Raw genomic sequence first — 21,336 nt, 5'->3', positions numbered from 1 at the left:
TAGTATTTCAGTTCCTTTATCAAACGATTGTAATAAGAAATATAATATAATACACTCCATACACAATGGGCGCAAAATTAAAATTTTATTTCGTTATACACAAACTTAAGACGCCAAATAATCGAAAATTGTCAACTGAACATTACAAAATTAACTGTTATGCCTTCTCCTTAACGATATAAATAGGTCTTCTCTTTGTTTCAAGATATGTTTTTGACAAATATTGGCCAAGAATACCCAAGCAGAAAAGCTGGATACCGCCAATGAAAAATATAATACAAATAGTAGAAGGATACCCATCTACAGGATCTCCCCAGATAAGTGTTTTCATTATGATGACACAAATCATCAGAAAGGCGATGACACAAAACAAAATCCCAAAAGCCGATGCTATATATAAAGGTCTTGTAGAAAAAGCAATGATACCCTCTATCGAATAAAAGAACAAACTCAGAAACGACCACTTAGTAGCACCTGCAACCCGCTCTATATTTTCATACGAAATCCATTTAGTATTGAACCCGACCCAGCCGAAAATACCTTTTGAAAAACGGTTATACTCGCTCAAGTCAATTATGGCATTTACCATTTGGCGGCTCATCAGGCGAAAATCACGAGCACCATCTACAATTTCGGTATCTGATATTTTATTTATCAACTGATAAAACTGCTTAGCAAAGAAAGATCGTATTGCCGGCTCCCCTTTGCGATCGAGGCGACGGGTTGCTACACAATCGTAGTCTTCGGTTTTAAGAGTATCATACATCTCTTTTAATAACGATGGCGGATCTTGTAAATCGGCATCCATCAATGCGACATAATCGCCTGTCGACGCCTCTAGCCCGGCATAAATACCGGCTTCTTTGCCAAAGTTACGAGAGAATGATACGTAGCGAACGCGGTCATCCACATCTTTAAGTCCTTTGATTACCGATAATGTTTTATCTTTCGATCCGTCATTAACAAAAATAAATTCGAACTCTTGCCCGGACATACCTTCTGTTACTTTCTTTAGTTCTTCATAAAGGAAGGGAAGTGCTTGCTCTTCATTATAGCAAGGTATTATTAAGGATATTTTATCCATGATATTGCAAATTTAGATAAAAACAATATTATAAAGTTTGATCATTTCTGAATCACAAAGCTAATAATAAATAGAATACAGATCTTTGTTATCTTTAATTATTTCCGCTTCACTCTATAAACATTAAAATGTCTCAGCTTATTTGGAACATCTTCTAATTTATATCCCTCGGGTAAAAAACAATTCTCAGAAAGACCGGGCACAGCAAAAACATATACATCATCATATTTTTCGATCTTAGAAAAAGAATCTTTTTCTGATGAAAATTCAACAATCCTATCATCTGCCCAATATGGTATTAGTAAAGCTTGCACCCATGGCGCCTGACCAATCGAATCAGAATTGACAATTAACATTGGAACCTTCTGATTTTCAACACAATTTACTTTAACATAGGGAATACCCCAATATATATCGTCTTTAAGAATCCCTTTACTCAATGTGAAAACAAAAAATAGAACAAACAGAAATTGCTGTTTGCGAGAATCAAAATATGATAAAACAAAAGGAATAAATAATGACACAATCGGCAGAGCAGAAACACCATAGCGAATAGCTTTGTATGGAGCTAATATAAAAACAATCAGAATCCAAAATAAAGCACAACCAGAAAGCAGCAATGGCAGAAAGGATTTTACATCTTGATTGTTACCCTTTCTTCTTTGCATGAAAACAAAGGCTACCGAAAGAACAAGTACTCCAACTGAATATATGTCAAGAAAGAATGAACAAAGCTCTTTAGCCAGTCCTTCAATTGACAATAAAATATTTTCGATCACCCCGTCTCCGCCTAACTTTTCTATGGCTTGTGTACCACGTTCTGCGATAAGGAAGCTATTGTAATTGGAATAAACTGTCAAAACGAATATATAGGACAAAACAAGGGTACATATCAAAAAAGAAATATTATACTTCTGTTTTTTCTTATAAGAAAAAAACACCAAGGCAAATCCTAAAATAATAACATAAAATACTGCAAAATAGCCAGACAGAAAAACCAGCGCCGTAGCTATCGCAATTAGAAGCATATTTTTCCATGTATCGAACCTCACCCTATCTTGTATTGACAAATAACACAAAACAAACACAAAAGAGAATAATACAAGAATGGTTTCTTGTAACTGATATGGCCTAAAAAACAAAGTATTCGCTATGGAGGCAGGGTTAAGGAATGCAATAGCAAGGGTGCATATTACGAGAATTTTATTTGAGAATAATTTACGAGACAACCCGCATAATAAAAAGAAGCCACAAGCAAACAGCAGGAGATTCAAAATGAAACCTCTCATCAATATTTGATCAAAAACTGTTGTATCAGCTCCCCAAAAACTTATGCGTAAAAAAGAATAATACAGATTTGTGTGTGGATCGTCTCTCGTCGAGTTACGCAAAGATCTTACATCTTGAAAAATACTTTTTAAAGAATTATCATCTGACAATAAAATAGCTTTCAGTTCTCGTCCTGTGTATACGGTACTATCATCTTTAAACTCTTCGGTCCATCCGTAGGTATTATAAGTAGATAATATTACAGAAAGGTGCTCATCTAAAAATAAATGTTCTTTATCGATAAACTTTAAGCAACGAATACCGGTAGCCAAAACAAAGACTAATAAAACCCAAAACCAAAACGAACGAAAAATCTTTACCAGAATACTATAATTCATATTACCGAGAATAAGTTTGTAAAGCTTAAATAACTAAGCCAAATAGAATTGGAGAGTTAAATAGACCGCAAAAGTAACAATTAAAGCAAAGACGACAAACATCAATCAGAAAGAAGATACTTCTCTACCAATCGCGAAACCGGATAATCATCGACCGTTTCAGCTTCTATTTGTAAGTAATCAGGAAAATCCCCGCGTTCAATTTCTATTCGATAAAAATTAGCATAAATTATCTGATGTGACAAGACATGCTTCATTTGTGACACCAAAGTGACTGTCACTCCCCCCACATTATCAAACAGCTTAACAAAAGACTCATCCTTCTGCAATCGTTCTATGGATAAGCTTTCGGAAGTTTCAATCAGCGGCAATTCATAAAGTCCATGCCAAATATCTTTAGCTCCACGTTTGTTCAAATACATGTTATCGTTGTGACGAATATCCAAGTAATTAAAATAGCGATTTCGAACCTTAGTCTTGCCTTCTTTAACGGGGTAAGATGACACCTTATTATATAAATATGCCTGACAAAAATCTGCCATTGGACATATTTCGCAATTGGGAGACATAGGAACACACTGCAAAGCCCCAAATTCCATGATAGCCTGATTATGCAAACCCGGTTCTTCCTCATTGAGCAAAGACTGAGCCAATTGAGCAAAAACCTTTTTGCCGGATGTTGTATCTATAGCGTCATCAACAGCAAATATACGCGACAGTACCCGATACACGTTGCCATCGACTACGGCATAGGGCTGATTATATGCAAAAGAAACAATTGCAGCAGCGGTATACTCCCCTATGCCTTTTAATGCTAAAATATCTTTATATTCGTGGGGAAATACTCCTTTATATATACCTGCTATTATTTGAGCCGTTGCATGAAGATTTCGTGCCCTACTATAATATCCTAAACCTTGCCATAATTTCAACACTTCGCCCTCGTCGGCGACGGCTAAACTACTCACATCAGGGAAACGGTAAATAAAACGATTAAAGTATGCCCAGCCCTGATCGACCCGTGTTTGCTGCAATATTATTTCCGATATCCATATTATATAAGGATCGTTTGTCTCCCGCCAGGGTAATTCCCGCTTATTCTTTTCATACCATTGTGTCAGCAATGCACTCAATCTTAAGTTTTTCCCTTCAACCATGTAGTTTAATATATGATAATCTCATGTTTAACTGCTTTTTTTACAAAAAATGAGTTTTATTTGTTTCAAAGGTAAATAAAAAGCTATATATTTGCAGTCCAAAAATTTAATTGTTTAGAACTATAAAAAAATAAAAAAATGACAAAAGCTGACATCGTTAACGAAATTGCGAAAAATACAGGTATTGACAAAGCTACTGTATTAAAAACAGTTGAATCATTCATGGACGTTGTAAAAGACTCACTTAGCAAGAATGAAAACGTTTACTTAAGAGGATTTGGAAGTTTCATCGTGAAAACTAGAGCACAAAAAACAGCTCGTAACATTTCTAAAAACACTACAATTATTATACCTGCACATTCTATTCCTGCATTTAAGCCGGCTAAAACTTTTGTTATACAGGTAAGAAAATAAAAAATTACATCAACAATTATTAATTTCTAAAAATAAAAAATATGCCAAGCGGAAAAAAAAGAAAAAGACATAAAATGTCTACGCACAAGCGCAAAAAGAGACTAAGAAAAAACAGACACAAAAAGAAAAAATAAGGTCTGACATTTTTCTATGAAATGGAAATATACAAGAACAAACTTATAAATTAATAGATTTTAGGTTTGTTCTTTGTGTATTTTGAGAAATAGGTTTATCCGCAAGGAATAAACAAATCCACTTATTAGTTTAAACATTTAGTCAAAGAATTATGTTTAATCTTCTACACCCTAATAATTAAATAAAATATGAATAGCGAACTTGTAGTTGATGTTCAACCGAACGAAATCTCAATCGCTGTACTCGAAGATAAAAAATTAGTCGAGTTACAGAAAGAAGGAAGAGATGCATCGTTTGCAGTTGGTAACATCTATGCCGGCAAAGTAAAGAAAATAATGCCCGGCCTCAACGCTGCTTTTGTAGATATAGGGTACAAAAAAGATGCTTTTCTTCACTACTTAGACCTTGGTGCTCAATTCAGGTCTGTAGACAAATTTCACAAACAGGCTATTGCTGACAAAAAGAAATTCCCCAACATTTCTAAAATGAAATTAGAGCCGGATATTAACAAAGAAGGCTCAATCAGCGATATACTAAAATCAGGACAAGAAATTCTTGTTCAAATTGCAAAGGAACCAATTTCGACGAAAGGACCACGGCTTACAGCCGAACTCTCACTGGCAGGACGTTTTCTCGTGCTTATTCCGTTTAACGATAAAGTTTCTGTCTCGCAGAAAATAAAATCGAAAGAGGAACGTGCCCGACTTCGCCAGTTGATACAGAGTATCAAACCTAAGAACTTCGGAGTTATAGTGCGAACTGTAGCCGAAGGAAAAAAGGTTGTAGAATTGGATACAGAATTAAAAACTCTCTTTAGACGATGGGAAGATAATTTACCGAAAATACAAAAGAGTAAACTACCAACCGTTGTTTACGAAGAGACTGGACGTATCGTAGCCTTACTGCGAGACGTTTTCAATCCGAGCTTTCAGGAGATCCATGTAAATGATCAAGAAACTCTTAATCAGATAAAGGATTATATAACAATTATTGCTCCCGAGAAGAAGAATATAGTAAAAGACTATACAGGAGAGCTTCCTATATTTGATAATTTCAATGTTACAAAGCAGATTAAAGCCCTTTTCGGCAAAACAGTTACTTTCCGAAATGGAGCATATCTTATCATTGAACACACAGAGGCGTTACACGTTGTAGATGTCAACAGCGGAAACAGATCTAAAAACCCTGAAGCAGGACAAGAAAATAATGCTTGGGAAGTAAATTCCGCAGCAGCAGAGGAGATAGCCCGACAATTACGATTACGAGACATGGGGGGAATTATCGTAATCGACTTTATAGATATGACGGAAGGAGAGCACCGTAGCCAGCTAATAGCTAAAATGCAGGAATTAATGTCTAAGGATCGTGCCAAACACAACATATTGCCATTGAGCAAGTTTGGATTGATGCAAATCACTCGCCAGCGCGTACGACCCGAGATGGAAATATCGACCACAGAAATATGCCCGAACTGTTTTGGCAAAGGGGAGATAAGACCATCTATTTTATTTACAGACACCTTGCGCATGAAAATAAGCTATTTGGTTAACCAATTGAACGTGAAGAAATTTACTTTACATGTACACCCATATGTAGCAGCATTCATCAACAAAGGTTTTATATCATTGAATATGAAATGGAGATGGAGATATGGCAGAGGAATTAAAATAATTCCAAACCAGAATCTAGCATATCTCGAATATCATTTCTATGATGAAAACAAAGATGAAATAGATATGAAACAAGATTTTGAAATAAAGTAGAAATCTACAATAAATAAAAGCCCGATAATTAATTACCGGGCTTTTATTATTCTCATTTATCTCACCTAATTCGGTCAAGATAAGACTTTTTCTATATTTAAAAGTCTTTTATTTCTTTCACTAGTTTCTTAGAAGGCAGATAGATTTGGAATCCAACCCCAAATGAAAGACCATGAGTGTAAGCTGATGAACCGAAACCAACTATACCATCGTATTTCAGCAAACCTTCAATACCCACAGAAGGAGTAATAAAATAAGATATACCAGGACCAAATCCAAAACCTAAACCAGTAGTGTTCGAACTATTCACTCTATTACTAATCCCCTGAAAGCCAGTGTTAGCTTCAACAAAGAATTTAGTATTTCTAAAAGCAGGAACCTTATCAACACCAACAAAATAACGAGCCAAAGGTCCTACTCCATAAGTATAAACATTTCCATCCTGCCCATTAACATGGTTTAAACCAAACTGTCCGTAAGCTCCGACTGCTAGTCCGTCTCTTATAAACCAAGCAGCCTTAGGTGTAAATTGGAAAGACGTTTGACTATCAAACGTCAAATTTAAATCAGCCACATTAGCTCCTACTAAAACATTTCCCTGGCTTATCTGGGCTTTTGCCACATTTACTCCTAATAGAAGTATAGCGAATACAATTATCTTTTTCATAAATAAATAATTTAATTAATAAAGACGCTTATTTAAAGAATATAAAACAAACTTTTTATTAATTTGTTTTAAATTTAACTAATACAGAAGGTAAACTTAATATATATTCACACATTACTAAAACAAACAAATACTATCCTTAACTTAAAAACCTGCAACAATTACCCCACAGAAAAGATTCAAAGTATATCTAACAAAACATTCTTAAAATAAGCAATTAAATAAATACACTTAAAATACACACTTATTATATTTTAACATTAAATCACAAAATATTCAATAGATATCCATTGTTAATAAGCGTTTTCACAGACATATTATATTAATTTAAAAATATATCTTTGTATTAATCAATAATAACCTAACGAAAATCATGAGAAAACTGACATCTATCTTACTTTTTTCATTTTTGGCATACTCCGGATTTAGTTATGCACAGAAACAACCTGTAGATTATGTAAATCCATTTATTGGAACAACAAACTATGGAACAACAAATCCAGGGGCAGTTTGCCCACAAAGTTTCATGTCGGTAACACCCTTCAACGTTATGGGTTCCGATCTTAATAAACGAGATAAGGACACTGGCTGGTGGTCGACTCCATATTCTTTCGCAAATAGCTATTTCACAGGTTTTGCACATGTAAATCTTAGTGGCGTTGGTTGTCCGGATATGAGTAGCTTATTACTTACTGCAACAACGGGTGAACTAGATGTTGACTATCACAACTATGGAAGTGAATATAAAGACGAAACTGCCAGTCCGGGTTATTACTCAAACATTCTGACTAAATACAATATCAAAGCCGAAGCCAGTGCTACACCGCGTGTAGGTATATCACGATTTACTTTCCCAAAAGGCCAGAGCCATATTCTACTTAATCTTGGCGAAGGACTGACGAACGAATCGGGAGGTATGCTCCGTAAAGTCAATGATAGAGAGATAGAAGGAACTAAACTATTAGGCACTTTCTGCTACACAGCTAACCAGGCTGTTTTTCCTATTTATTTTGTAATGCGCTTAAGTAAAGCCCCTAAAACGACAGGCTATTGGAAACTACAACGCCCAGGACTAGCGTGGGAAAAAGACTGGAACGCCGATGCAGGAAAATATAAATTATACACAAAGTATGAAAAAGAAATTGCAGGTGACGATGTTGGTGCATATTTCACTTTCGACACAGAAGAAAATGAGGCTATTACTGTTCAAATGGGAGTATCTTTTGTCAGCATCGCAAATGCACGTGAAAACCTGAACAAAGAACAACCTAAGCCTGATTTTGATGGTATACATGCCGCTGCCCGTAAACAATGGAACGACGACCTATCCCGCATTCTTGTAGAAGGAGGAACTGATGAGCAAAAAACAGTATTCTATACGGGACTGTATCATGCGCTTATCCATCCTAATATCCTACAAGATGTAAACGGACAATACCCTGCAATGGAAAGTTCTGAAATAAAAACGACTAAAGAGAACCGCTATACTGTATTCTCACTTTGGGACACATATCGCAATGTGCATCAGTTGATGACACTTATCTATCCCGATCGTCAATTGCAAATGATGCATTCGATGATAGATATGTATAAAGAACATGGTTGGATGCCTAAATGGGAACTTTACAGCCGCGAATCGTACACGATGGAAGGCGACCCTTCGATCCCTGTTATTGTAGATGCATATATGAAAGGGTTACGCGATTTTGATATAGAAACAGCCTACGAAGCATTCTATAAATCGGCAACAACTCCGGGTGCCGAAAACATGCTTCGTCCCGACAATGACGACTATATGAAATATGGTTATGTACCTTTGAGAGGTAAATTTGACAACTCAGTCTCACATGCTTTGGAATACTATATTGCCGATTGGAATCTGGCTCGCTTTGCAGAAGCGTTGGGCAAAAAAGAAGATGCTAAATTGTTTCACGACCGCTCTTTAGGCTACAAGCATTATTATGATAAAGAATACGGAACATTCCGCCCAATTCTTCCCGACGGTACATTCCTGACTCCATTCGATCCGTTATTGGGTGCAAACTTCGAACCAAACCCGGGTTTTCATGAAGGAAATGCATGGAACTATACATTCGCAGTACCGCATGATATTCCCGGACTAATGAAGTTGATGGGTGGACCTAAAAAATTCACAGAAAAGCTACAATCGGTCTTCGACAACGGATACTTCGACCCGACTAACGAACCTGATATTATCTATCCTCACTTGTTCAGTGATGTGAAAGGCGAAGAGTGGCGTACTCAAAAAATCATCAAAGAGGTTCTAGCCAAACACTTTACAAATACTCCGGGTGGACTACCGGGAAATGATGATACAGGAACACTATCTACATGGGCAGTCTTCAATATGATGGGGATTTATCCTGTTTGTCCGGGACGCCCCGACTATACCTTAGTAACACCCACATTCGACAAGATTACGATTAAACTCGATCCTAAATTTTATAAATCGGGACAAGTCGTTATTGAAAAAGTGAAACCTATGGATGCTGCAAATCCTGATTATATAAGCAGTGTAAGAGTAGATGGCAAAGAACTAAAAAGTTATCGCATAACACATGAAGAATTGACAGGAGCAAAAGAAATTAAATATTTGGTCAAACCAATGGCTAAATAATATCAGATAACTTATAAATAAAGGCTTGCAAATTATGTAAGCCTTTATTTTTTTGTATTTTTATTGTTCTATATATTGATTTAATCTAATGAAGAAAACACTTACTCTCATCTATAGTTGTCTATTTTCTGCGATTCTGTACTCACAAGGAAATAGCAATAGCCTCAACATAAATCTTGTCGATATTCCTCAAGGCTACTTCTGGATGGGATCGGAAGGAAAAAGTGAGAATTTTGATGAAGCTCCACTTCATAAAGTATATATTACAGAACCATTCAAAATGGGAGCAACAGAAATAACAAATGCACAATATGAGGCTTTTGACCCTTCCCATAAAGAATACAGAGGTAAATACGGCTTTTCTGAAAATAACGATGATGCAGCGATATATATCAGCTACAAGGATGCTATTGCATTTTGCGAATGGTTATCAAAAAAAGAAGGAATAACCTATCGTTTACCGACCGAGGCAGAATGGGAATATGCTTGTCGAGCAGGAACATATACTCCCTATTGGACTGGAATTTCATTACCCGATTCTTTCCTGAAGAATCAGAAACTATACCGTGATCCTGTATCGGTATCCTTACAAGTTGGTCAAACCAGACCAAACACTCTTGGGCTTTATGATATGCATGGTAATATAGAAGAATGGTGTTCAGATTGGTATGCCCCGTATGAATCACAGGAGCAAACTAATCCATTGGGGGCAAAAGACGGATTATATAAAGTTACCCGTGGTGGCAGTCATGGAACACCCGTAGAATTCTTGCGATCGGCAAACAGAATGGCGATGATTCCTGAGGATAAGCATTGGCTTACAGGCTTTAGAGTGGTGCAAGGAGAGCACCCAGAAATCGGTTATTATTCAAAATCGGAAACAATTCCTTTTTGTATGCAAGATGTAAATCAAGCTAAATTTGATTGGAAAATCGACAATACTCCGATATTCAAAGAGCCTGTAAACTACATCATACCACCCGACTGCAATAGTAATATTCCTTTCTACAATCATAACCATTGCCCAAGCATCACGTGGTGCGATAATGGAGATCTACTAGCTATCTGGTTTTCTGCCAATCAAGAGAATGGCCGCGAAATGGTAATATTAGGTAGCCGCCTTCGAAATGGCAATGCAACATGGGATCCGGCTTCATTATTTTTCAAAGTGCCCGATCGTAACATGACCGGTTCTGCACTATTTAACGACAAACAAGGTAGACTTATTCACACAAACGGAGTAGAGGCCGCCGGCGATTGGCAAAATCTGGCAATGGTGCAGCGAACAAGCGCCGATAATGGCGCAACATGGAGTAAGCCTCGATTAATCGGGCCCGAACATAAGAAAAGGCATCAGGTTATATCGGGAACAATCCGGACTAAAGCCGGATACCTTATCCAATTGGCAGATGCGAGCCCCGAAAGTAATGGAGGTACAGCAATGCACATAAGTAAAGATAATGGACAGACATGGCAAGACCCGGGAGAAGGAAAAGCTAATAATTTTACCGAAGGTGATAAAGGCGGAAGCATAGCTGGTATCCATGCCGGTATTGTCGAACTTTCGAATGGGAACTTGATGGCACTAGGCAGAGGAGATGCAATACAGAACAAAGATAGTCTGTGGAGAATGCCTATGAGTATATCCTCCGATCTTGGCGAAAGCTGGACATATTCGGCATCCATATTCCCTCCGATTGACGGTGGGCAACGTTTAGTGCTCATGAAGCTTAACGAAGGTCCTATTATGTTGATTTCATTCACCAATCATCCCTACCGATTAAAAAACAATGGTGAAAGAGGGATGGAATTTACTAATCCGAAAGGCGAAAAATACAACGGAGAGGGAATGTATGCAGCTCTTTCTTGGGATGACGGTAAAACTTGGCCTGTAAAGAAACTGATAACTGACGGGAAAGAACGTTTACTTTACGGACAGGCATGGACCGGATTTTTCCTGATGAATGAAACTCAAGCCGAACCCCAAGGTTATCTGGCGGCAACACAATCGCCGGACAATATAATACATTTGATTAGCAGCGGCATTCATTATCAGTTCAATCTGGAATGGCTAACAAATAAAAGCAATAGCAAATAAAATATAAACATTATATCTATCATAACATGAAAAAGTATTTGTATATCCTATTCTTTCCATTGCTAGTATCTTGTTCTTCTACCTATTTTCTATCGACGCTTAGCTCGAATAGTGAAGACGTAGAGCAAGTAGAAAATGGAGATTTCTTAATAGAAAAAGACAGCCTATGGATTGCCTATTGCTTCAATGGCGAAAGTGCCCCTATCCAGATTACAGTATTTAATAAATCGAGACAACCCCTGTATGTCGATTGGCAAAAATCAGCCCTAATCGTTAATGATGTAGCATTTACCTATGGAGGTGAAAAGCTGGAAATGGGAGGCAATGTAAATGGCTATTTTATAGATGATATGCCTATGCTTTATAATAGTGTCGGTGAATTTCAGGGTGATTTTAGGGGAAACATAAACTTACCGAAATATATAAGTTTTATTCCTCCAAACACGATGATTAGTCACAAACCTCTTCGTTTGACAGGAGTAGACCTCGAAGTTATCCCCAAAAAGGAATATAAGAATATGCTAATGACTGATAAAAATGATCAGACTGTGAAGGTTAAACAAGTAAACTTCGAAGAAGAAAATACTCCTCTGAAATTTAGAAGTTATCTGACCGTATATGCGGAAAATAACAAACCCATGTTTTTTGAACAAAGCTTCTATTTGAAAAATATAATAAAATCGACATCTCTTACGCCAAAATCTATGTCTAAGGAGTTGGCAGAAAGAGGAGATTTGTTCTATATCGAAAAACCTGCAAATACTACGTTCGCAAATATATTTCTAGGGACTAGCCTTGTAGTAGGTGCAGTCGCTCTGGATGTGATGGTTAATACAAATAATTACTAATAATAATTATACTATTATTCTTGCCTAATCAGGATGATAGTACAGCCTTTAACTTTCCATTATCTTATACTCTTTTTGTCCAAAGAAATAACTAACTTTGCGGCAAAGTAAAACTGCAAAAAAACAGTCATGGAATACAATTTTAAAGAGATCGAAAAACGCTGGCAAAAGTATTGGATAGATAACAAAATTTATAAAGTATCGGAAGATACTGCCAAACCTAAATATTACGTCCTCGACATGTTCCCCTACCCTTCGGGAGCGGGTCTTCATGTAGGACATCCACTAGGCTATATAGCATCAGATATTTATTCAAGATACAAACGTCTACAAGGCTTCAACGTTCTCCATCCGATGGGTTACGATGCCTACGGACTCCCGGCAGAGCAATATGCGATACAAACCGGACAACATCCGGCTATCACAACTACTCAAAATATCAAAAGATACCGTGAGCAATTGGATAAGATTGGATTCTCTTTCGACTGGAGCAGGGAAATACAAACCTGCGACCCTAAATATTATCACTGGACGCAGTGGGCATTCATCCAAATGTTCAATTCGTACTATTGCTTCGACGAACAACAAGCCCGACCTATACAGGAGCTTATCGATGTATTTGAAGCACAGGGTACACAAGGTATGAATATTTCTTGCACTGAAGAATTGTCGTTCACTGCTGACGAATGGAAAAACAAGAACGAGAAGGAAAAACAAGAGATATTACTTAATTACCGCATAGCTTATCTGGCAAACACCAGAGTTAACTGGTGTCAGGAATTAGGAACCGTATTGGCAAACGACGAAGTGATCAACGGATTATCCGAACGCGGAGGCTATCCTGTCGAGCAACGTATCATGCGCCAATGGAGTCTGCGCGTATCTGCCTATGCTCAACGTCTGTTAGATGGTTTAGAAAAAATAGACTGGAGCGATTCAATAAAAGAAACGCAAAAGAACTGGATCGGTAAAAGCGTAGGTGCGGAAATGAAATTCAAAGTTAAAGATTCGGATATTGACTTCGAAATCTTTACTACACGTGCCGATACTATCTTTGGGGTTACATTCATGGTACTGGCTCCCGAAAGCGATTATGTATCTATGATAACTACCGATACTCAAAAAGCTGATGTAGATAAGTATGTAGAAGCCACAAAACGCCGTACAGAGCGTGAACGCATTGCAGACAAAAAGGTATCGGGTGTATTCTCGGGGGCTTATGCCATCAACCCGTTGAACGGCAAAGAAATCCCTATATGGATTTCGGATTATGTACTTGCCGGATATGGAACAGGCGCTATTATGGCTGTACCTGCACACGATAGTCGTGACTATACATTTGCTAAACATTTCGGTTTGGAAATCCTTCCTTTGATAGAAGGTTGTGATGTATCGGAAGAAAGCTTCGATGCAAAAGAAGGCATCATGGTGAACTCTGGATTCTTAAACGGATTGACAGTAAAAGAAGCAATAGAAAGAACAAAAGAATATATCGAAGAGAAAGGTCTTGGCCGCCTGAAAACGAATTTTCGCTTACGCGATGCAATCTTCTCACGTCAACGTTATTGGGGTGAGCCATTCCCTGTTTATTACAAGGACGATATGCCTTACATGCTTCCTATCGATAAGCTTCCTTTAGAATTACCGGAGATAGATAAATTCTTACCGACCGAAACAGGTGAACCACCTCTTGGTCGTGCTACTAAATGGGCATGGGATACGGTAAATAATAAAGTGGCTGATACTACCCAAATAGATAATAAAACAATATTTCCTTTAGAGCTTTGCACCATGCCGGGTTTTGCGGGATCGTCAGCCTATTACCTACGCTACATGGATCCGAACAACGATCAAACATTAGTTGCTAAAGACAAGAACGAATATTGGCGTAATGTCGATCTATATATCGGAGGTACGGAACATGCTACAGGTCATTTGATTTATAGTCGTTTCTGGAATAAATTCCTATTCGACATTAACGTAGCTTGTGAAGATGAGCCATTCAAGAAGCTTATCAATCAAGGAATGATACAAGGACGAAGCAGTTTTGTATATCGCATTAATGGTACAAATAAATTTGTTTCGCTAAACCTGAAGGATCAATACGAGACTACGCAACTGCATGTGGATGTAAATATAGTCGATAACGACGTTTTAGATTTAGATAAATTTAAAGCATGGAGACCAGAATTTGCCACAGCAGAATTTGTATTAGAAGATGATAAATATATCTGTGGGCACGGAGTAGAAAAGATGTCCAAATCACTATTCAATGTTGTAAATCCTGATGATATTGTAGAAAAATATGGAGCCGACACGCTTCGTATATACGAAATGTTCCTTGGACCATTAGAGCAATCGAAACCATGGGATACAAACGGCATCGATGGGGTCAATCGTTTCCTACGCAAAATGTGGGGCTTGTTCTACAAAAACGATCAATTTGTAGTTACAGACGAAGAACCGACCAAAGACGAGTTAAAAGCTTTACATAAATTGATAAAGAAAGTAACGGGCGATATTGAAACATTTTCGTTCAATACTTCAGTCGCTGCCTTTATGATTTGTGTAAACGAATTGAGCGCATTAAAATGCAACAAACGCACTATCCTAAAAGATCTGATTATAACGCTTGCACCATTTGCACCATTTGTTGCCGAGGAACTTTGGAATGCTTTAGGCAATACTGAATCGGTTTGCGATGCACAATGGGTAGCATACAACGAGAACTATTTGATAGAAGACGTTGTTAACTATACGATTTCTTTCAATGGTAAAGCACGATTCACAATCGAGTTTGCAGCAGATACTGCAAATGACGAAATAGAAAAAACGGTTTTAGCCCACCAAAGCGCAGAGAAATGGCTGGAAGGAAAAACCCCGAAGAAAGTAATTATTGTACCTAAGAAAATTGTAAATATCGTTCTATAAAAGAACCTATGCCAAAAAGATATTTAAAAGAGTTTTATTGGAAAGACTATCTGAATATTACGATAGGTCTTATCCTCTATGCTGTGGGGCTTATCGGGTTTATCAAACCGGGAGGCATAGTAACCGGTGGACTGGCTGGGGTTGCCCTGTTAGTTGAATATTCGGCAAAAATACCATTACAATATACCTACTTCAGTGTCAACTGTATATTACTGATTATAGCATTAAAAGTGCTGGGCGTTAAGTTTCTTGTAAAAACAATATATGGAGTTTTTGTTTTAACCGGACTACTAACATTGTGTCAGACATATATTACGGGACCCATCATAGAAGAAGAACCTCTTCTCTCGGGAGTGATTGGCGCTATGATGTGCGGATCAGGCATAGGAATGGTTTTCACAGCTAATGGAAGTACGGGAGGTACGGATATCATAGTGGCTCTCATCAATAAATACAAGAATATCGCTTTTGGGCGAGGTATGCTGTTATGCGATTTTATAATTATCTGCTGCTCTTATCTGGTATTTCAGGACTATCAAAAAATAATAGCCGGACTTATTGTTATGGGCGTTATGACCTACTCTATCGACATGGTCATAAATGGTTTCAGGCAATCAGTGCAGGTACTTATCTTCTCCGAAAAATATGAGATTATTGCTAATGCTATCAATAAAGAATTGCATAGAGGCTGTACCGTACTCGACGGAATGGGATGGTACTCAAAAAAACCAACTAAGGTAATCGTAGTTTTAGCCAAAAGATCGGAAGCAATCGATATGTTCCGATTGATAAAAAGTATCGATGAAAAAGCATTTATCTCGCAAAGCACTGTGCGAGGCGTGTATGGGGAAGGTTTTGATCAAATAAGATAACAAAATCATGATGGCAGAAGGGCATTGTAAAAACTGTGGCAATACGACGAAAAATAGTTATTGCGATATATGCGGACAATCTGCCAAAACAGAGCGTATCAGTTCCCATTATCTCTGGCACGAAATACAACATGGTATATTCCACGTAGATAAAGGTATATTCTATACCATAAGAGAACTTTTCGTAAGACCCGGAGACACATTAAAAGAATACCTGGCGGGCAAAAGGGTAAACCACTTCAAACCGCTTGCTTTTGTGGCTATACTTGCCACTATATACGGCTTCATCACGCATTACTTCCACATCTACCCTGAGATGAAGGTAATAGCGACAACTGACACAAATGCATCAGTTGATTACTCTGCGACTATACTCGATTGGATATACACGCACTATTCGTTGTGTATGTTCCTTACGATCCCCTTTATAGCCACCTGCTCCTATCTGCTTTTTCGCAAGAATGGGTATAATTACTTTGAGCATCTCATCATTTTCTCCTATATAACAGGTCAGCAAATAATTATATATCTTTTGTGGTGTCCTGTAAATTACTTTTTCCCTGCATCGTGGAGTTTTGGAATTGCAATGTTGACCTCTACCATATATGCAGCATGGGTACTTACTCAATTATTTAAGAAATCGTCATGGACTAAAGCAGCTCTTAAAGCAACACTCTGCCTTATTCTTACTCAGATAGTGTTCCTTATCATAATGATGGTTGTAGTAATTATAATACTATTAACAAAGTACTATATATAATGAATATCAATGGAAAACATATTATTCTCACAGGAGCGTCCGCAGGCATAGGATACGAGATTTTAAAGATACTGACGACTTACAAAAATGTGAAAATAATAGCCGTTGCCCGCCATGTCGATATGATTAAAAGTGTTGAAGGTGTTGTCTTTCCTTTTGTTGCAGATGCCAGTACACAAGAAGGTGTCGATTCCATTTTCACTTTTGCCCGCGAGACAATCGGACGTATAGATCTGTTTATAGCAAATGCAGGATTCGCATATCTCGAAAAACTCGATGCACCAAACTGGAAACACATAGAAAACATATACAACCTCAATACCGTTTCACCGATTTATTCTTTACAGCAGTTAATAGAGGAAAAGGCAGATAACAAGGCTTTTGTTTGTATTATATCAGGCGCAGGATTCGTTTCGCTGCCCGGCTATTCTCTTTATTGTTCTACAAAGGCAGCACTACATCATTTTATAGAAACATACAGGTATGAGCAAAATAAAAATCTACAAATAACAGCAGTATATCCAATAGCAACACATACCGATTTCTTCGATAAAGCAACAGGAGAGGCAGATACTCCCTTACCTTGGCCTAATCAAAATGCAAAAACAGTCGCACGTAAAATAGTAAAAGGCATAGAGAAAGGGCAGAAAAGAATATATCCATCGTTACTATTTCGCATATTTTATCCTATAGGAAGAGCATTCCCCGTATTTTTGAAGCTATATTCGTTAATGGAAAAGAGGAAAGTAAGAAATTGGTTATAATCTGCTTGCCTTATACCTTTCAAATATCTTATACCCTAATATTCCGATCATTATACCGAAAGCCATCCCACACAAAATATCTAACGGATAATGTTTTGCCAGATATATACGGCTGTAAGCGACTGCGGTAGCCCAGCTCAATATAGCACAAGTATATATCTTATTCCGGAAAAACAACAAAGAGAAGACAGCCATACAATATGAAGATGATGAATGCGAAGAGAAAAAGCTATAACTGCTCTCGTATTCTTCGATAGCATGAAGAATGTCACTCCATGCTTCGATATGTATCGGACGGGCGCGGGCAACAAATAGCTTCAGTATATTGGTCAGTACAATGCAAGCACCAACCGAAAAGACGAGGAATACAGGTGCAGATTTACGCCAGACACCTCCTTTATAAATCATGAAGAAGATAATTAACAGACATACAATTGTCCACGAAGTAAAAGAACTTAAACCAAGCATAATAGGATCCAACCAATCGTAATGTTTACTATTAAGATAAAGTAAAAGCTCTTTGTCCCAGTCTATAATAGTTGATAAATGCATAAATAATCCGGTAATATTTAATTCGAGAACAAAGTAAAGCGTTTTATGTTTAATCAGATAGATATAAACATATTTTATAGCGTATCGAAAAACCCTATGTTGCAACATACATAAGGTATCAAATATTATTTTACCTTTGAATCATTAACATACTAAATAACCATATCATGAAAAGTAGTGCCAGAAAAACTCTTGATGAATTTATTATCGAAAGACAAGACGACTTTCAGTATTCTACCGGAGAACTCTCAAGACTCCTTAACTCTCTCCTATTAGCAGCAAGAGTTGTTAGCTATAAAATTAACAAAGCAGGTTTGGTTGATATTATTGGTGGTGTAGGGAGCACTAACATACAAGGGGAAGACCAGCAGAAGCTCGACTTATATGCCAATGATGTATTCATCCAAACACTTGTCAATAGAGAAATCGTATGCGGTATAGCTTCGGAAGAAAATGATAACTTCATAACAATACAAGGCTTCGACGAAGGTCATAATAATAAATATGTTGTACTGATGGATCCTTTGGACGGATCTTCGAATATAGAAGTGAATGTATCTGTAGGAACAATATTCTCGGTTTATCGCCGGGTGTCACCAGTTGGCACACCAGTCGCTATGTCTGACTTCTTACAGCCGGGCGACAAGCAAGTAGCAGCGGGGTATATCCTCTATGGAACATCTACCATGTTCGTTTACACAACCGGGCGTGGTGTAAATGGATTTACATTGAATCCTGCTATCGGAAGTTTCTACCTGTCACACCCTAAAATGACCTGCCCTAAAGATGCCAATATCTATTCGGTAAATGAAGGCAATTATGTTCATTTTCCACAGGGAGTGAAAGATTATATTAAATACTGCCAAGAGGAAAAAGAAGATCGCCCTTATACATCACGATACATCGGAAGTCTGGTATCGGATTGTCATCGTAATCTTATAAAAGGTGGAGTATATTTCTATCCATCCACATTCAAAACCCCGAAAGGCAAGCTGCGTCTGCTCTACGAATGTAACCCTATGGCATTTATTACCGAACAAGCAGGCGGAAGCGCAAGCGATGGGAAAAGACGTATAATGGAAATAGAACCAACTGAACTCCATGAACGCACGCCGTTTTATTGTGGCAGCACAAACATGGTAGAGAAAATTAAAGACTTTATACAAAAAGCTGAAGAAAAAGAAAAGAAATAATTTTACACTAAAAGCCCCTATTATCAACTTTAAGATATTATAGGGGCTTTAGATTACATCATACCATGGAATTCAATTATCAACTCGAAGAGAAAGACTTTCTCTATTTTCAACTTTATTTTGCGTCGAAGAGCCCCCAGATAAAAAAGCAACGTTCAACAGCCCGCATGCTGGGAGCGATAGTATTATTTCTGATGGCAATTTTATTCTTTGCTACAAATGAGCGGTTTGAGGCTTATTACTTTCTAGCTTCTACTGTTATTATCCTGATGGTCTATCCTTATCTTTCTGCTTTGGCATTGAAATACTCTTTCAAAAAATTCGTAAAAAACAATTATAGAGAAGAGTGCCCCAAATCGATTAGATTGAAAATAGATCATGCCACGATAGAGTCTATCGAAGAAAAAGGACATAGTAAATTCGACATCAGAGATCTAACGAAAATTACTGAGATAAAGAATTATTTCTTTATACACACCGATGAAATTACTGCCATTATAATCCCAAAAAATCAACTGGAAAATACAGATAATATACGGAATTATTTAAGTAGAATAGCCGACGATCATAATATACCATTCGATAACGAACCAAATTGGAAGTTTAAATAAATCTTATTTAGCGAATTTTATATTTAAAAAGTGCTTTTTTCATCGGAGGATTGCAAACTCAAGATTACATTTTAGTATATTTGTAGAGATATAGTGGTCAATTAAGGCTACCTATTGAGACTAAATATTTATCATATCTACAATACATTTAAATTATGGACTTAATAAAGCAAATCATTGAACGAGCCAAATCGAATAAACAACGTATTGTCCTTCCGGAAGGCACAGAAGAAAGAACAATAAAAGCAGCAGACCAACTTCTTAACGATGGTGTAGCGGATATTATTCTGATTGGAAACCCGTCGGAAATACAAAGTTTAGCGACAAAACTTAGCCTAAAAAACATAGACAAAGCGACAATTATTGATCCACTTAATTATAGTCAAAAAGAAACATATGCAAATCTACTTTTCGATTTACGAAAAGCGAAAGGTATGACTATCGAGCAAGCAACCAAACTGGCAGAAGACCCATTGTATCTTGGCTGTTTAATGATTAAAAACGGTGATGCTGATGGCGAAATAGCAGGAGCACAGAATACAACAGGCGATGTACTTCGTCCTGCCCTTCAAATTATAAAAACTGCACCCGGAATTAGTGTTGTATCAGGAGCATTCTTAATGTTTACACAAAATAAGGAATACGGAAAAGATGGATTGCTGTTCTTTGCAGATTGTGCAGTAACCCCCGATCCAACTGCTTCGCAACTAGCAGAAATCGCTGTAGCCACAGGACATACAGCTCGTGCACTTACAGGTGAAGAGCCTCAAGTGGCTATACTTAGTTTCTCATCGAAAGGCAGTGCGAAACACCCACTGGTTGATAAAGTAATAGAAGCTACTCAATTGGCACAAAAAATAGATCCTACTTTAAGTCTTGATGGCGAATTACAAGCCGACGCAGCAATTGTACCTTCGGTAGGTGCAAGCAAAGCACCGGGGAGTAAAGTAGCAGGACATGCAAACGTATTGGTATTCCCTTCGCTAGAAGTGGGTAACATTGCTTACAAACTTGTGCAACGATTAGGAAATGCCGAAGCGGTAGGTCCTATTCTTCAAGGAATGGCAGCACCGGTGAATGACCTTTCGCGTGGATGCTCGGTGGATGATATCTATAAAATGGTAGCAATAGCAGCTAACCAAGCTATCGCAGCAAAGAATAAATAATAAAAATCAACTAAAT

General features: G+C 37.5%; 17 protein-coding genes. 12 read left to right on the top strand and 5 right to left on the bottom strand.

What is annotated here, in order from left to right:
• Nucleotides 1-157 precede the first annotated feature (157 nt).
• The 3 genes from G7Y56_RS07630 to mutY all read right to left on the bottom strand — a co-directional run bounded on the left by G7Y56_RS07630 (nucleotide 158) and on the right by mutY (nucleotide 3,908).
• Complete coding sequence (locus G7Y56_RS07630; RefSeq protein WP_165042450.1) at nucleotides 158-1,084, bottom strand: glycosyltransferase family 2 protein; 927 nt, start codon at nucleotides 1,082-1,084, stop codon at nucleotides 158-160.
• Between the two features lie 98 nt (nucleotides 1,085-1,182).
• Nucleotides 1,183-2,751, bottom strand: coding sequence for a hypothetical protein (locus G7Y56_RS07625; protein WP_165042448.1), 1,569 nt, complete (start codon nucleotides 2,749-2,751; stop codon nucleotides 1,183-1,185).
• A gap of 101 nt (nucleotides 2,752-2,852) precedes the next feature.
• Complete coding sequence (gene mutY, locus G7Y56_RS07620) at nucleotides 2,853-3,908, bottom strand: A/G-specific adenine glycosylase (RefSeq protein ID WP_165042446.1); 1,056 nt, start codon at nucleotides 3,906-3,908, stop codon at nucleotides 2,853-2,855.
• 138 nt (nucleotides 3,909-4,046) lie between these two features.
• Here mutY and G7Y56_RS07615 point away from each other — a divergent pair, with 138 nt between their 5' ends.
• Nucleotides 4,047-4,322, top strand: coding sequence for an HU family DNA-binding protein (locus G7Y56_RS07615; RefSeq protein WP_006801658.1), 276 nt, complete (start codon nucleotides 4,047-4,049; stop codon nucleotides 4,320-4,322).
• Nucleotides 4,323-4,645: 323 nt separating this feature from the next.
• Nucleotides 4,646-6,220, top strand: a complete 1,575-nt coding sequence (locus G7Y56_RS07610) for an Rne/Rng family ribonuclease (RefSeq protein ID WP_165023122.1) — start codon at nucleotides 4,646-4,648, stop codon at nucleotides 6,218-6,220.
• Between the two features lie 97 nt (nucleotides 6,221-6,317).
• On the opposite strand, the gene G7Y56_RS07605 is transcribed toward G7Y56_RS07610, so the two are convergent.
• Complete coding sequence (locus tag G7Y56_RS07605) at nucleotides 6,318-6,887, bottom strand: outer membrane beta-barrel protein (protein ID WP_165023125.1); 570 nt, start codon at nucleotides 6,885-6,887, stop codon at nucleotides 6,318-6,320.
• Between the two features lie 373 nt (nucleotides 6,888-7,260).
• On the opposite strand from G7Y56_RS07605, the gene G7Y56_RS07600 reads away from it, so the two are divergent.
• From G7Y56_RS07600 to G7Y56_RS07570, 7 genes are all read left to right on the top strand, one after another.
• Complete coding sequence (locus G7Y56_RS07600; RefSeq protein WP_165042444.1) at nucleotides 7,261-9,525, top strand: GH92 family glycosyl hydrolase; 2,265 nt, start codon at nucleotides 7,261-7,263, stop codon at nucleotides 9,523-9,525.
• A gap of 88 nt (nucleotides 9,526-9,613) precedes the next feature.
• Nucleotides 9,614-11,623 carry an SUMF1/EgtB/PvdO family nonheme iron enzyme gene (locus tag G7Y56_RS07595; RefSeq protein WP_165042441.1) on the top strand — a complete coding sequence of 670 codons (2,010 nt, stop codon included), beginning with the start codon at nucleotides 9,614-9,616 and terminating at the stop codon, nucleotides 11,621-11,623.
• A 26-nt stretch (nucleotides 11,624-11,649) separates the two neighbouring features.
• Nucleotides 11,650-12,471 carry a hypothetical protein gene (locus tag G7Y56_RS07590; protein ID WP_165042431.1) on the top strand — a complete coding sequence of 274 codons (822 nt, stop codon included), beginning with the start codon at nucleotides 11,650-11,652 and terminating at the stop codon, nucleotides 12,469-12,471.
• Nucleotides 12,472-12,600: 129 nt separating this feature from the next.
• On the top strand, nucleotides 12,601-15,402 hold the full coding sequence (leuS, locus tag G7Y56_RS07585) for a leucine--tRNA ligase (RefSeq protein WP_165042427.1): 2,802 nt from the start codon (nucleotides 12,601-12,603) through the stop codon (nucleotides 15,400-15,402).
• An 8-nt stretch (nucleotides 15,403-15,410) separates the two neighbouring features.
• Nucleotides 15,411-16,274, top strand: a complete 864-nt coding sequence (locus G7Y56_RS07580; RefSeq protein ID WP_165042425.1) for a YitT family protein — start codon at nucleotides 15,411-15,413, stop codon at nucleotides 16,272-16,274.
• A 7-nt stretch (nucleotides 16,275-16,281) separates the two neighbouring features.
• Nucleotides 16,282-17,034: a DUF3667 domain-containing protein gene (locus G7Y56_RS07575; RefSeq protein ID WP_165042423.1), complete on the top strand. Its 753-nt coding sequence runs from the start codon at nucleotides 16,282-16,284 to the stop codon at nucleotides 17,032-17,034.
• Nucleotides 17,034-17,798, top strand: coding sequence for an SDR family oxidoreductase (locus G7Y56_RS07570; protein ID WP_165042421.1), 765 nt, complete (start codon nucleotides 17,034-17,036; stop codon nucleotides 17,796-17,798). The genes G7Y56_RS07575 and G7Y56_RS07570 overlap by 1 nt, the downstream gene beginning before the upstream one ends.
• On the opposite strand, the gene G7Y56_RS07565 is transcribed toward G7Y56_RS07570, so the two are convergent.
• The gene (locus G7Y56_RS07565; protein ID WP_165042419.1) at nucleotides 17,793-18,350 is read right to left on the bottom strand and encodes a phosphatase PAP2 family protein; all 558 of its coding nucleotides are present in this window, start codon (nucleotides 18,348-18,350) and stop codon (nucleotides 17,793-17,795) included. The two genes, G7Y56_RS07570 and G7Y56_RS07565, sit on opposite strands and share 6 nt — an antisense overlap.
• Nucleotides 18,351-18,517: 167 nt before the next feature.
• Between G7Y56_RS07565 and fbp the strand changes: the two genes are divergently transcribed.
• From fbp to pta, 3 genes are all read left to right on the top strand, one after another.
• Nucleotides 18,518-19,543: a class 1 fructose-bisphosphatase gene (gene fbp, locus G7Y56_RS07560; RefSeq protein ID WP_165042417.1), complete on the top strand. Its 1,026-nt coding sequence runs from the start codon at nucleotides 18,518-18,520 to the stop codon at nucleotides 19,541-19,543.
• Nucleotides 19,544-19,608: 65 nt separating this feature from the next.
• The gene (locus G7Y56_RS07555) at nucleotides 19,609-20,154 is read left to right on the top strand and encodes a YcxB family protein (protein ID WP_165042415.1); all 546 of its coding nucleotides are present in this window, start codon (nucleotides 19,609-19,611) and stop codon (nucleotides 20,152-20,154) included.
• A gap of 155 nt (nucleotides 20,155-20,309) precedes the next feature.
• Nucleotides 20,310-21,320, top strand: a complete 1,011-nt coding sequence (gene pta, locus G7Y56_RS07550; protein ID WP_165042413.1) for a phosphate acetyltransferase — start codon at nucleotides 20,310-20,312, stop codon at nucleotides 21,318-21,320.
• The last annotated feature ends 16 nt before the right edge of the window (nucleotides 21,321-21,336 follow it).

The organism is Dysgonomonas sp. ZJ709 (assembly GCF_011039195.1).
GTDB lineage: Bacteria > Bacteroidota > Bacteroidia > Bacteroidales > Dysgonomonadaceae > Dysgonomonas.
Note: the sequence above shows the minus strand (reverse complement) of the source record. Positions and strands in the feature narration are given on the sequence as shown.

Coding starts and splice junctions, on each gene's coding strand:
- G7Y56_RS07630 (WP_165042450.1), bottom strand. CDS start 1,084: ATGGATAAAATATCCTTAATAATACCTTGCTATAATGAAGAGCAAGCA.
- G7Y56_RS07625 (WP_165042448.1), bottom strand. CDS start 2,751: ATGAATTATAGTATTCTGGTAAAGATTTTTCGTTCGTTTTGGTTTTGG.
- mutY (WP_165042446.1), bottom strand. CDS start 3,908: ATGGTTGAAGGGAAAAACTTAAGATTGAGTGCATTGCTGACACAATGG.
- G7Y56_RS07615 (WP_006801658.1), top strand. CDS start 4,047: ATGACAAAAGCTGACATCGTTAACGAAATTGCGAAAAATACAGGTATT.
- G7Y56_RS07610 (WP_165023122.1), top strand. CDS start 4,646: ATGAATAGCGAACTTGTAGTTGATGTTCAACCGAACGAAATCTCAATC.
- G7Y56_RS07605 (WP_165023125.1), bottom strand. CDS start 6,887: ATGAAAAAGATAATTGTATTCGCTATACTTCTATTAGGAGTAAATGTG.
- G7Y56_RS07600 (WP_165042444.1), top strand. CDS start 7,261: ATGAGAAAACTGACATCTATCTTACTTTTTTCATTTTTGGCATACTCC.
- G7Y56_RS07595 (WP_165042441.1), top strand. CDS start 9,614: ATGAAGAAAACACTTACTCTCATCTATAGTTGTCTATTTTCTGCGATT.
- G7Y56_RS07590 (WP_165042431.1), top strand. CDS start 11,650: ATGAAAAAGTATTTGTATATCCTATTCTTTCCATTGCTAGTATCTTGT.
- leuS (WP_165042427.1), top strand. CDS start 12,601: ATGGAATACAATTTTAAAGAGATCGAAAAACGCTGGCAAAAGTATTGG.
- G7Y56_RS07580 (WP_165042425.1), top strand. CDS start 15,411: ATGCCAAAAAGATATTTAAAAGAGTTTTATTGGAAAGACTATCTGAAT.
- G7Y56_RS07575 (WP_165042423.1), top strand. CDS start 16,282: ATGATGGCAGAAGGGCATTGTAAAAACTGTGGCAATACGACGAAAAAT.
- G7Y56_RS07570 (WP_165042421.1), top strand. CDS start 17,034: ATGAATATCAATGGAAAACATATTATTCTCACAGGAGCGTCCGCAGGC.
- G7Y56_RS07565 (WP_165042419.1), bottom strand. CDS start 18,350: ATGCATTTATCAACTATTATAGACTGGGACAAAGAGCTTTTACTTTAT.
- fbp (WP_165042417.1), top strand. CDS start 18,518: ATGAAAAGTAGTGCCAGAAAAACTCTTGATGAATTTATTATCGAAAGA.
- G7Y56_RS07555 (WP_165042415.1), top strand. CDS start 19,609: ATGGAATTCAATTATCAACTCGAAGAGAAAGACTTTCTCTATTTTCAA.
- pta (WP_165042413.1), top strand. CDS start 20,310: ATGGACTTAATAAAGCAAATCATTGAACGAGCCAAATCGAATAAACAA.